11 protein-coding genes are annotated in these 11,148 nt (G+C 74.9%); 3 read left to right on the forward strand and 8 right to left on the reverse strand.

What is annotated here, in order from left to right; genetic code table 11:
- A partial coding sequence (locus GTW08_RS20985) for a transglycosylase domain-containing protein (RefSeq protein WP_161152420.1) occupies positions 1-2,066 on the forward strand: 2,066 nt, incomplete at its 5' end.
- Between the two features lie 6 nt (positions 2,067-2,072).
- On the opposite strand, the gene GTW08_RS20990 is transcribed toward GTW08_RS20985, so the two are convergent.
- Together GTW08_RS20990 and GTW08_RS20995 are read right to left on the reverse strand one after the other, a co-directional pair.
- Positions 2,073-2,588 (reverse strand): isochorismatase family protein, encoded by a 516-nt coding sequence (locus GTW08_RS20990; RefSeq protein ID WP_174565895.1) that lies wholly within the window; start codon positions 2,586-2,588, stop codon positions 2,073-2,075.
- A 36-nt stretch (positions 2,589-2,624) separates the two neighbouring features.
- Positions 2,625-3,116, reverse strand: a complete 492-nt coding sequence (locus GTW08_RS20995; protein ID WP_083658855.1) for a MarR family winged helix-turn-helix transcriptional regulator — start codon at positions 3,114-3,116, stop codon at positions 2,625-2,627.
- Positions 3,117-3,163: 47 nt separating this feature from the next.
- Between GTW08_RS20995 and GTW08_RS21000 the strand changes: the two genes are divergently transcribed.
- Entirely contained in the window at positions 3,164-3,550 is a 387-nt protein-coding gene (locus GTW08_RS21000; RefSeq protein WP_073576939.1) for a DUF5313 family protein, read from the forward strand.
- A gap of 7 nt (positions 3,551-3,557) precedes the next feature.
- Here the strand turns inward: GTW08_RS21000 and GTW08_RS21005 are convergent, their stop codons facing one another.
- From GTW08_RS21005 to dctP, 3 genes are read right to left on the reverse strand one after another with little or no spacing between them, the layout of a single operon-like run.
- Positions 3,558-4,847 carry a TRAP transporter large permease gene (locus tag GTW08_RS21005; protein ID WP_073576938.1) on the reverse strand — a complete coding sequence of 430 codons (1,290 nt, stop codon included), beginning with the start codon at positions 4,845-4,847 and terminating at the stop codon, positions 3,558-3,560.
- Entirely contained in the window at positions 4,847-5,428 is a 582-nt protein-coding gene (locus GTW08_RS21010) for a TRAP transporter small permease (RefSeq protein WP_161152421.1), read from the reverse strand. The genes GTW08_RS21005 and GTW08_RS21010 overlap by 1 nt, the downstream gene beginning before the upstream one ends.
- Positions 5,425-6,501: a TRAP transporter substrate-binding protein DctP gene (dctP, locus tag GTW08_RS21015; RefSeq protein WP_083658093.1), complete on the reverse strand. Its 1,077-nt coding sequence runs from the start codon at positions 6,499-6,501 to the stop codon at positions 5,425-5,427. The genes GTW08_RS21010 and dctP overlap by 4 nt, the downstream gene beginning before the upstream one ends.
- Positions 6,502-6,773: 272 nt before the next feature.
- Here dctP and GTW08_RS21020 point away from each other — a divergent pair, with 272 nt between their 5' ends.
- Entirely contained in the window at positions 6,774-7,595 is an 822-nt protein-coding gene (locus tag GTW08_RS21020; RefSeq protein ID WP_073574392.1) for an HpcH/HpaI aldolase/citrate lyase family protein, read from the forward strand.
- A 94-nt stretch (positions 7,596-7,689) separates the two neighbouring features.
- Here the strand turns inward: GTW08_RS21020 and GTW08_RS21025 are convergent, their stop codons facing one another.
- From GTW08_RS21025 to GTW08_RS21035, 3 genes are all read right to left on the reverse strand, one after another.
- Positions 7,690-8,757 carry an LLM class flavin-dependent oxidoreductase gene (locus GTW08_RS21025; protein WP_073574391.1) on the reverse strand — a complete coding sequence of 356 codons (1,068 nt, stop codon included), beginning with the start codon at positions 8,755-8,757 and terminating at the stop codon, positions 7,690-7,692.
- A complete protein-coding gene (locus GTW08_RS32070; protein WP_073574390.1) occupies positions 8,750-10,144 on the reverse strand; it encodes an MmgE/PrpD family protein in 1,395 nt (464 codons plus the stop codon). The genes GTW08_RS21025 and GTW08_RS32070 overlap by 8 nt, the downstream gene beginning before the upstream one ends.
- Positions 10,145-10,172: 28 nt before the next feature.
- Positions 10,173-11,148: amidase (locus GTW08_RS21035; RefSeq protein ID WP_161152422.1), on the reverse strand; the 976-nt coding region annotated here is incomplete at its 5' end.

Below are 11,148 nucleotides of genomic sequence, written 5' to 3' on the forward strand. Positions count from 1 at the left end.
GGGGACTGGTGCTCGCCGGTTGCGCCGCACCGGCCGCGGCCGGCCTCGCCGCGGTCGCGTCCACCGTCCCGGACGGCGCCACCGGGGACCTCCCCGACGCCGCGACACTGCCGGCCGCGACCGTCCTCACCGACCGCGACGGCACCCCGATCGCCTACCTCGACGAGCAGTACCGGATCCCCGTGTCCTACGACCGGATCGCCCCGTCGATGGCCGCCGCGATCGTCGACGTCGAGGACCGCCGGTTCTTCGACGAGTCCGGTGTGGACCCCGTCGGCACCCTGCGCGCGCTGGTCACCGACGCCGCGGGCGGCGCGGTGCAGGGTGGCTCCACCATCACCCAGCAGTACGTGAAGAACTGGCTGGTCGACGTCGTCGACCGCGACGACCCCGCCGCCCAGCGGGCCGACCACGCCGACACCCCGACCCGCAAGATCCGCGAGGCGGTGCTCGCCCAGCGCCTGGCGCACGGCACGTCCAAGCAGGACGTGCTCGCCGGGTACCTCAACACCGTCGAGTTCACCGGCAACGTCTACGGCGTCGAGGCCGCCGCGCGCGCCTGGTTCGGCACCGACGCCGCACACCTCACGGTCCCGCAGGCCGCGCTGCTCGCGGGCGCGGTCAACAACCCCACCCTGTTCGACCCGTTCCGCCACCCGCAGGCCGCGACCGACCGGCGCAACACCGTGATCGCGGCGATGCGCGACGCCGGGTCGCTCACCCCGGCCCAGGCCGCCGAGGCCACGGCCACGCCGCTCGGGGTGCGCCCCGGCGGGCCGCAGGTCCCCGGGCACAACTGCTACGGCGCCACCGACGGCGCCGGGTTCCTCTGCGAGTACGCGGTGTCCGAGCTGGAGAAGGCGGGGTTCACCGAGCAGCAGCTCGACACCGGCGGCTACACGATCCGCACCACCCTCGACCCGGCCGCGTCGGCGTCGGCGCAGCAGGCGGTCGACGCGAACGTGCCGCGCACCCAGGACGGCGTCGCCGACACCCTGGCGCTGATCCGGCCCGGCCACGGCGACGCCGCCACCGGCGACCACCAGATCCTCGCCATGGTCGCCAACCGCCGGCCCGGCACCGACGCCGCGGCCGGCGACACCACGCGCGACCTCGTCGCCGCGCCGTCGAACGTCTTCGGCGCCGGGTCCACCTTCAAGATCTTCACCACCGCCGCGGCGCTGGAGGCGGGCACCGTCGGCTACCACAGCACGCTGCCCGACCCGGCCTCGGCGTGCTTCCCCGGCGCCGGGAGCAGCTGCTACCCCGTCAGCAACGACACGCCGGACTACCCGGACCCGGTCCCGCTGCCCGTCGCGCTCGCGACCTCGCCGAACACCGCGTTCGTCGACCTGGAGGAGCGCACCGGTATCGCGAAGGTCGTCGACATGGCGCGCCGGCTCGGACTGCGTGACACCCTGGCGTCGAACGCGGCGGGCGGGACGCCGGACCCGTCGTCGCCGGACGCGCGGATCTCCCAGCCGCAGTCGACCTTCTTCGCCGACCTGCCGTCGTTCACCCTCGGGGTCAGCCCGGTGTCCACGCTGGAGATGGCGAACGTGGCGGCGACCGTCCAGAGCGACGGCGTGTGGTGCGCCCCGGACGCCGTGCTGTCGGTGACCGACCGCGACGGCGCCGCGGTGCCGGTGAACCGGCCCGCCTGCGAGCAGGCCGTCGCCCCCGGGATCGCGCACACCCTGTCCGCCGGGCTGGGAGGGGACACCGTGTCCGGTACCTCGGCGGCCGCGGCGCGGGCCGCGGGCTGGACGCGGCCGACGATCGGCAAGACGGGTACGACCAACTCCTCGGAGTCGGTCGCGTTCGTCGGGGGCACCGGGGGCATCGACGGCGTCGCCGGGTCCTCGATGGTGTTCGCCGACGGCCCGGACCCGTCCGAGATCTGCCCCGGGAACCCCGTGCACCTGGGCGACTGCGGACACGGCGCGTTCGGCGGGACCGTCGCGGCGCCGCCGTTCTTCGCCGCCGTCGAGCCGCTGATCGCCGGTCGGGCCGACGTGCCGCTGCCCGACCCCGACCCGGACCACCTGCAGCCCCGCGACGGGTGACCGGGCCTACTTCAGCAGCTTCTGGACCTCGCGGAAGCGCGGGTGCGCGGCGTCGCGCAGCCACTCGAACAGCACCATCTCCGAGGTGACGATCTCGGCCCCGGCCGCGCGGGCACGCTGCAGCGCCAGCTGCTCGTCCTCGACGAACCGTGAGCCGACCGCGTCGGCGACGAGCACCACCCGGCGGTCGTCGGCGAGCAGCTCCAGCACGGTCTGCAGCACGCAGACGTGTGCCTCCACCCCGGCGACGACGATCTCGCCGCGGCCGGGCGGGAACAGCACGTCGTCGTCGGCGGCGAAGCGGGTCTTGGGCATCACCAGGTGCGGCAGCCCGGCGAGCCGCTCGACGGTCGGGCCCAGCTTCTCCGGGACCTGTTCGGTGGCCAGCACGGGGACCTCGAGCAGGGTCGCGGCCTCGGCGAGCCGGGCGGCCCGGGCGACGACCCGCTCGCCGTCGTGCATCGCGGGGACCAGGCGCTCCTGCAGATCGACCAGGAGCAGGACGGCGCTGCCTGCGTTCATCAACACCCCCCGACCGTACGGGCACCGCCGTCGCGGTCAGCTCCGCGACGCGTCGATCACCCGGTCCAGCACCGCCCGCAGCTCCTCCAGCTCGGCCAGCGGCATCCCGAGCCGCTCCACGACGGCCGGCGGGATCGCCTCGGCCCGCGCGCGCAGCGCCCGGCCCGCGACGGTGAGGGAGACCGCCATCGTCCGTTCGTCGCCGGGGACCCGGCGGCGGTCGACCAGTCCGGCCGCCTCCAGGCGCTTGAGCAGCGGCGACAGCGTGCCCGGGTCGAGGGCGAGCGTGCGGGCCAGCTCACCCAGCGAGCGGGGGGAGCGCTCCCACAGCGCGAGCATCACCAGGTACTGCGGGTGGGTGAGACCCATCGGCTCGAGCAGCGGCCGGTAGAGCGCGATGACGTTGCGGGCCGCGACGGCGAGGGCGAAGCAGACCTGACGGTCGAGCCGCAGCAGGTCCCCGCCCGGGTCGCCGTCGGTCGTGTCACCGTCACGCGTGTCACCCTCGTCCGGGGATGCGCTCGCCATGACGGACATCGTACATTGTTGGTGTACCAAGAATTGGGGGACCAACTGTGAACGAGCGGCCGAACCCGTTGCGGTGGCTGGCCTACGTCTACGGTGCCGGGCTGCCCGCCCGGCACCGCGGCTGGGTGTTGCACGACGTCACGACCCGGACCTGGCAGCTGCGTCACCTCGTCCGCACCACCGTCCAGCTGCTGCCGGTCGGGGTGCTGCTGTTCCTGCTCATCCCCGGCCCCGTGTACGTCCGGGCGCTGTCGGTGCTGGCCGGGGCGATCCTCGGCTACTTCTACTCGGTGGCCTACATGTACGAGTCCGCCGAGCACCGCGTCGCGAAGGCCGGGTACCCGGTCGGGCACGCGGCCGCCGTGCGGGAGCAGGCCGACGCGGGGAATCGGGACGCGGCCCGGGAGCGCTACGAGCGGCGCTGGCGCGGCTGAGGCCGGCTCACCCGCCCATCGTCTCGGGCAGCCACAGCACCACACCGGGCAGCGCGGCGAGCACGGCGACGAGCACGAGCAGCGCCGCCACGTAGGGCAGGACCCCGACGAAGATCTCCTCGGCCGGGCGTCCGGTCGCCTTGGACACGATGAAGACGTTCATCCCCAGCGGCGGGGTGACCAGGCCGATCTCGGCCAACAGGATGATCATCACCCCGAACCAGATCGGGTCGTAGCCCAGCTGCTCGACCACCGGCAGCACGACCGGGACGGTGAGCGCGAGGATCGCGAGCTGGTCGAGGAACGCCCCGAGCACGAGGTAGACCAGCGCGATCAGGGCGAAGATCGCCAGCGGCGGCGCGGTGACGCCGGCGATCGCGTCGACGAGGGTTCCGGTGATCCGGGTCAGCGTCATGAAGTAGCCGAACAGGTACGCCGAGGCGATGATCAGCAGGATCATCGCGGTCGAGGTGAGGGTCTCGACGAGCGCGTCGCGGATCCGGGCGAGGTCGAGCCGCCGCCGGGCCAGCCCGATGACCAGCGCACCGGCGACACCGAGGCCCGCCGACTCGGTCGGCGTCGTCAGCCCGAGGTAGATCGAGCCGACGACCAGCAGGAACAGCAACGCGACGGGCCCGAGGACGGGGACTGTCCGCAGTTTCTCGGCCAGGGTGTACCGGCGACCGGCCGGCGCGAGCGCGGGCTTGCGGTGCACCAGGAACAGCGTCGTGACGATGATCGTCACCGTGACGAGCAGCCCGGGCACCAGGCCCGCGACGAGCATCTGGCCCACGCTGACCTCGGCCAGGATCGCGTAGAACACCAGGATGATGCTGGGCGGCACCATGGCTGCGAGCGTGCCGACGACGGCGACCAGACCGTTCGCGAGCCGGCCGTCGTAGTGTTCGCGCTCCATCTCCGGGATGGTCGTCGAGGCCAGTGCGGCCGCGGCCGCGGTGCTCGACCCGGAGACCGCGGCGAAGGTGGCGCCGGTCGTCGTCGTGGCGACCCCCAGACCCGCCGGGACGCGCCCGACCCACACCCGGGCCGCAGCGAACAGCTCGGTCGTGACCCCGCTCTTGAGCACCAGCTGGGCCATGAGGATGAACAGCGGGATCGCCGCGAGGGTGTAGGTCGAGACCGCCGCGTACGGGGTGGTCTCCAGGAAGCCGACGGCGGCGGACGGCCCCCCGTGGGCGAGCAACCCGACGACGGCGCTCACCCCGATCGCGACGCCGACCGGTACCCGGGCCAACAGCAGGACGAACAGCAGGACGAGGACTCCGGCGAGCACCATCAGGCGATCTCCTCCGCGGCCGAGGTGAGGGGGGTGGCGGGGGCGGCGGGCTCGGGGCCGCGCAGGTCGTGGACCAGCGTGTGCAGGCTCCGGAGCACCGCGAGCCCCGCGCCGATCGGTACCAGCACCGCCGAGGTCCACACCGGCCACGACAGCTCCGAGGCCCCGGCGAGCGGGACGTCGCCGTGGCGGAGCGCGCCCGCGGTCAGGAGCAGCCCGCCGTAGCCGACCAGTGCCAGGAACACGGCGGTCAGGGCCGACCCGGTGACCGCGAGCATGCGTCGTCCGGCCGGTCCCAGGCGCTTGTGGACGAGGTCGATCCGGACGTGGGCACCCTCGCGGACCGTGTAGGACAGCCCGAGGAAGAACAGTCCCACCAGCGCGTAGTCGCCGACGAAGCCCACCGACCAGGACAGCGGCGCCCCCACCAGGTAGCGCAGGGCCACGTCGATCACGATCAGCGCGACCGTGACGACGACGCCGGTGAGGCCGACGGCGGCCGCCGCGTTCTCGACCGTGCGCAGAACACGGTCCACCGGGCCCGGCCGGGTCGTGCCCGCGTTCGTCGTGCCCGCGTTCATCGTGCGGCCTCCGGGGTCTCGTCGCGGGCCCGGTCGAGCGCCGCCTCCATCGCGTCCAGCGCGGCGCGGCCGGGTCGCCCGCGGGCCTCCATGTCCGCGGCCCAGTCGGCGCGCACCGAGGCGACCGCGTCCTGCCAGCGCTGCTGCTGGGCGGCGGTCAGCGCGGTGAAGGTCATGCCCCCGTCCTCGAGGGTCGACCGGGCCTGCGTCGTCTGCTCGTCCATCACCGCGCAGAGGTGCCGGGAGGTCTCCTCGCCCGCCCGGGTCATGGCGTCGCGGTGGGCCTCGGGCAGCTCCCGCCACAGCGCCTCGGAGATGGCGAAGGTGAGGGTGAAGCCGCCGAGCGGGGCGCCCTCGGTGGCGTGCGAGGCGACCTCGTCGAGTCGGAAGGGGACCGCGCTCATCGGCGGGAGGGTCATCGCGTCGACGGTGCCGCGCGACATCGCCTCGTAGACCTCGGGTCCGGCGATGGAGACCGGGGTGGCGCCCAGGGTGCGCAGCGTCTGGTCGACGACACCGCCGGGGGAGCGGGTGAGCAGGCCGGGGAGCTGCGCCGGGTCGGTCACCGGGCCGTTGGTGAACAGCTCGTACTGCGGGACGACGCCGACGAACAGCGTCCGCAGCCCGCGGGGCGCGAACTCCTCGCGGTGCAGCAACCCGCCCTCCCGGGTGAGCTCGCCGACCGCGCGGGCGGTGGTGCACGAATCCGTGCTGAGGCCCGGCAGGTCGCCGACGTTGGACAGGGGGAGCTTGTCGGACAGGTAGGGCGGCGACACGACCCCGATGTCCACGGCGCGGCTCGCGACGAGCTTGACGTAGTCGGTGGACTTGCCCAGCTGCTCGGACGGGTAGTATTCGACGTCCAGGGCGCCGCCGGTGAGCTCGCGGACCCGGTCGGTGAAGTGGACGATCCCGTCCCGGGACGCGGGGTGGGACACCGGGTAGGAGTCGGCGACCACGAGGGTCCGGACCCCGTCGGGCGGTGCCTCCCGTGCGGGTGTGCAGGCGGTCAGCAGCGCGACCGCGGCGACGAGGCAGGTCGTCAGCCCGGCTCCCTTGCCCAGCGTCCTCATCGGTTCCTCTCGGCGTCGTCCCGGGCGGGCCTCGCGGGAACGGCGCCGCGCCGCGCACGCGGGGCGGGCGCGGCCACGACACCGGCCGGGCGTCGGCGACCGGTCGGGGTGGCACGGCCCGGGGCGGACCGTGTGGGGCGTCACAGGGAGCGTCGCACGGCGCCGGCTGTCGTTTCAAGCAATCATCAGATGTTTTCTCTGCGATACCTTGGAGAGCGCGAAGCGCAGGTTTCGGCGTTGACAGCTAAACATCAGACATTAACGATGGACCGATGCTCGCTATCGATTCCGCGACCACCTTCCTCTTCGTCCCCGGCTCCCGCCCGGACCGCTACGACAAGGCGGTCGCCAGCGGTGCCGACGTCGTGATCGTCGATCTCGAGGACGCCGTCGCGCCCGAGGGCAAGACCGCCGCGCGGGAGCAGGTCCGGGAGTGGCTGGCCGCCGGCGGCCGGGCCGCGGTGCGGGTGAACGGCACCGGCACGCCCTGGTTCGACGACGACGTCGCCGTGGTCGCCGCACTCGGCTGTCCGGTGGTGCTGCCCAAGGCCGAGACCGGCGCGGAGCTCGCCGCGCTGGCGGACCGGCTGCCGCCGGGCACCCCGGTCGTGCCCGTCGTCGAGACCGCGCTCGGGGTCCGCCGGGCCGAGGAGATCTGCGCCGCCCCCGGCGTCGTGCGTCCCGCCTTCGGCAGCGTCGACCTCGCGGTGGACATCGGCGTCGACCACCTCGACGACGTCGCACTGCGCCACACCCGCTGCGAGCTCGTACTGGCCGCCCGCGCCGCCGGGGTCACAGCACCGGTCGACGGGGTCACGACCGCCGTCCGCGACGACGCCCGGCTGGCCGCCGACAGCGCCGCGGCACTCGCCCTCGGCCTCACCGCGAAGCTGTGCATCCATCCCGCCCAGGTCCCCGGTGTCGCCGCCGCCTTCCGCCCCTCGGCGGAGGAGCTGGCGTGGGCGGACCGGGTCGTCGCGGCCGCGGAGACCGGCGCCGTCGCCGTGCTGGACGGGGCGCTGGTCGACAAGCCGGTCGTCGATCGCGCGGTCGCGCTGCTGCACCGGGCCGGGCGGCCCGTCCCGGTGCGCTGACCCGGCGGACCTGCTCGGGCGCCGTGTCCTCGTGGCGGCACGAGGACCTCACCGGCGGCGTTCGCCCGCTCCGGGACGTCGACTCCGACCCGTTTCACGGGCCGGTCCCCTCGGGCCGGGGGTGCGCTCGGGAGGTCGTGGCGGGGGCGGCACGCAGCACCGGTGCCACCTCGCGGGCGAGCAGGTCCAGGGAGGCGCGGGCGTCCTCGACCGGCATGCCCGCCCAGTCGGTCCGGAGCACGAAGTGGTCGACGCCGACCTCGTCGCGCCAGGGCAGCAGCGCGGCCAGGCAGTCCTCCGGGGTCCCGACGACGAACCGGTCGAGGGCCAGCGCGTCGTAGCCGGTGCGGAAGGTCTCGGCGCCGGGCAGCACCCGGTCCTGGCCCCAGTCCGCGTACACCTCGTACTTCCCGGCGAGGTACGGCCGGGCCAGCTCGACGGCCCGCTCCCGGGTGGGCGCGCAGTAGACCTCGCGCATCAGCGGCAGCTCGGGCAGCGGACCGCGCCCGGCGGCGGCCCGCTCGGCGTGGAACAGGTCCAGCTGACGGCGCACGGTCGCCGCGGTCGCGTGCGGGTTGATCATCCAGGTGTCGGCGAGCCGGGCGGCGCGACGGACCGCGCCGTCGGAGTTCGCGGCCATCCAGACCGGCGGCACGGCCGCCGGGAGCGTGGTGGCGCGGACCCCGTCGAGGCGGCACCAGTCCACGTCGGCGTGCACCGGCTCCCCGGTCCACAGCGCGCGGACGATCCGCAGGTTCTCGGTGAACCGGCGGACCTTGTCCCCGGGCGGGATCCCGAACGCGGCGTACTCGACCTCGCGGTAGCCCAGCCCCACCCCGAACACCGAGCGCCCGCCGGTCACGACGTCGAGGCCGGCGAAGCTCTCGGCGGTGTCGACCGGGTTGTGCAGGGCCAGCAGGTGGATGCCGGTGCCGATCCGCATGTTCCCGGCCTCGGCGGCCAGCCGGGCCAGCCAGGGCAGCGGCTGGATGTGCGAGAACGACTCCGGCAGGTGGTGCTGACCGGCGAACACCGAGTCCAGGCCGCCGTCGCGGGCGGTGCGGACCAGCGACAGCTGCTCGGCCAGCGCGAGCAGCGGGTCCCGCCCGGCGGGTTGCTGGTGGGTCAGGAACACCCCCACCCGCACCGGGCGGTCAGCCACGGCAGGCCTCGGCGAACTCCACGGCCGGGGTGTCGTCGCCGAGCCCCAGCACCGCGCGCTGCACCCGGTCGGCGACGGCCGCCGGGGCGACCGTGCCGATCGTCTCCCGGAACTTGGCGACGACGTCGTCGTTGGTGAGCGGGCGCTCGTCATGGCCGCGGTTGACCTGCTCGCGGTGGCGCAGGACCCGGCCGTCGGCCAGCTCGATCTCGATCGCGCCGGAGTAGGCGGCAGGGAAGGCGCTGTCCGGGTCGTCGGTGACCCGCACCTTCTGGGCGAGGTCGAGCGCGGCGCGGTCGGCGAGTGCCGCGTCGGACAGCTCGGTCAGCCCGAAGCGGCCGCGCAGCAGCGTGGTCGCGACGACGAAGGGGAGGCTGAACTTGGCGTCGTACTCGTCGCGCGGGGTCCACTTGGCCTCCGCCGGCTCGCACACGACCTTGCCGGGCACCGGGTGGATCGCGCAGCGGATCCCGGTGATCGCGGTGTCGCCGATCTCGGGGCGCAGCAGCAGCGCGGCGTCGGCGAAGGCGTGGATGAAGTGGCAGATCGGGTACGGCTTGACCGCGGTCCGCATCAGCTCCCAGGTTCCGCCCAGACCCTCGCCGACCGCGCCGGGCCGGGTCTCGCGCCCGGCCAGGTGGGAGTTGTAGAGGCCGAACCGGCCCTCGTAGACCGCGCCCGGCCCGCTCCAGCCCGCCTCGGCGAACCCGGCCGCGGTGAGCCCGGACATCGCGGCCCAGCCCGGGTGCAGCCGCTTGGTCCAGGCCCCGTCGGCCAGGAACTCCAGCAGCCCGGAGCTCATCGAGCCGACGACGCCCTGCGCCGTCGCGAGACCGTCGGCGTCCAGGCCCGCCACCTTCCCGGCGGCGACGGCGGACCCGAACGCCCCGGCCACCGCGGTGGGGTGGAACCCGACGTCGTGGAACCCGCCCGCGCCGCCGATACCGACCCGGGCCGAGACCTCGACACCGAGCACGTAGGCCAGGAGCAGCGTCCGGGTGTCCGCCCCGCGGGCGACGGCCGCGGCGAGCGCAGCGGGCAGCGCCGCGGCGGAGACGTGGGTGACGGCCGGGATGTGGGTGTCGTCGAAGTCCATGCCGTGGATCAGCACGCCGTTGAGCATCGCGGCGTCACGGGCCGGGAGCCGGTCGGGCAGGCCGAGCACGGGCTGGTCGCCCGCGCCCCCGAAGGACGCCAGGGCCGCCACGGCGACCCCCGGGAAGCCGTACGCGGTCGAGGCGAACGCCAGCCCGACGGCGTCGAGGATCAGGTGGCGGGCCCGCTCCTGCACCTCGGCGGGGACGTCGTCGAGGGTCGCGCGGGCCGCGAACGCGCCGACGGTGGCGGACAGCGAGGTGGTCGTGGACGGGGCCGGGATGGTGGTCATCGGTGACCTCCGGGTCGGAGTGGGACGGTCAGGTGATCCGGTCGGCGACCGGTGGGGTGCGCCGGTGGTGGTCGGTGCGCTCCTGGAACAGGGCGGCGACCCGCAGCGCGGTGATCTCGTCGTGCGGACGGGCGATGAGCAGCGCCGAGACCGGGCAGCCGTCGGGGGCGAGGCCGGTCGGCAGGGCCAGCCCGGGCGCCCCGGTGAGGTTGCCGAGCATCGTGGCGCGCGACTGCGCCGCGTAGAGCGGGTACCGCTCCCCGTCGACGACGACCGTGCAGTCCGGCAGCCGCGGCGCGGTCGCGGGCGTGGTGGGGACGACGACCAGGTCGGCCCCGGCGAACACGGCGTCCAGCTCGGCCTGCAGCTGCACCCGGAATTGCAGGGCCCGCAGGAGGTCGGCGGCCGGTGTGGTGATGCCCTGGCTGATCCGGCGCACCGTCACCGGGTCGTAGTCGCCCCAGCGGTCGGCGTCGACCCGGTGCACCGCGGCGGCCTCGGTGAACACGACCTGGTAGCCGATGGGCAGCGCCTGCTCGGCCGACGGGATCTCGCCCGGCACGACGGTGGCCCCGGCGTCGGTGAGGACGTCGACGAGGTGGTCCACGCCCGCCCGGACGGCCGCGTCGCACAGCGCGGTGAGGTAGCCGCCGGGACGGGCGACCCGCAGGCCGCGCAGGTCGGCCGGGACCGTCGTCGGTGGCAGCGGCGGCAGCTGCGGCACCCGGGGGTCGACGCCGTCCGGGCCGCGGAGCAGGCCGAACAGCAGACCGACGGTGCGGGCGTCGCGGGCCAGCGGGCCGACCGTCTCGGTGGTCCAGGACAGCGGCATCACCCCGGTGCGCGGCACCGCCCCGGCCGTGGGCTTCAGCCCGGTCAGGCCGCACCAGGCCGCGGGCAGCCGGACCGAGCCGCCGACGTCGGTCCCGAGCCCGAACGGGACGACGCCGGCCGCGACCGCGGCCGCGGTCCCGGTCGAGGAACCGCCCGCCCACCGTCCGGGG

This window comes from Pseudonocardia sp. SID8383, from assembly GCF_009864975.1.
Classification (GTDB): Bacteria; Actinomycetota; Actinomycetes; order Mycobacteriales; family Pseudonocardiaceae; genus Pseudonocardia; species Pseudonocardia alni.

Excerpts from the sequence above, each read along its gene's own strand:
- GTW08_RS20990 (WP_174565895.1), bottom strand. The coding sequence starts at position 2,588 with ATGAACGCAGGCAGCGCCGTCCTGCTCCTGGTCGATCTGCAGGAGCGC.
- GTW08_RS20995 (WP_083658855.1), bottom strand. The coding sequence starts at position 3,116 with ATGGCGAGCGCATCCCCGGACGAGGGTGACACGCGTGACGGTGACACG.
- GTW08_RS21005 (WP_073576938.1), bottom strand. The coding sequence starts at position 4,847 with ATGGTGCTCGCCGGAGTCCTCGTCCTGCTGTTCGTCCTGCTGTTGGCC.
- GTW08_RS21010 (WP_161152421.1), bottom strand. The coding sequence starts at position 5,428 with ATGAACGCGGGCACGACGAACGCGGGCACGACCCGGCCGGGCCCGGTG.
- dctP (WP_083658093.1), bottom strand. The coding sequence starts at position 6,501 with ATGAGGACGCTGGGCAAGGGAGCCGGGCTGACGACCTGCCTCGTCGCC.
- GTW08_RS21020 (WP_073574392.1), top strand. The coding sequence starts at position 6,774 with ATGCTCGCTATCGATTCCGCGACCACCTTCCTCTTCGTCCCCGGCTCC.
- GTW08_RS32070 (WP_073574390.1), bottom strand. The coding sequence starts at position 10,144 with ATGACCACCATCCCGGCCCCGTCCACGACCACCTCGCTGTCCGCCACC.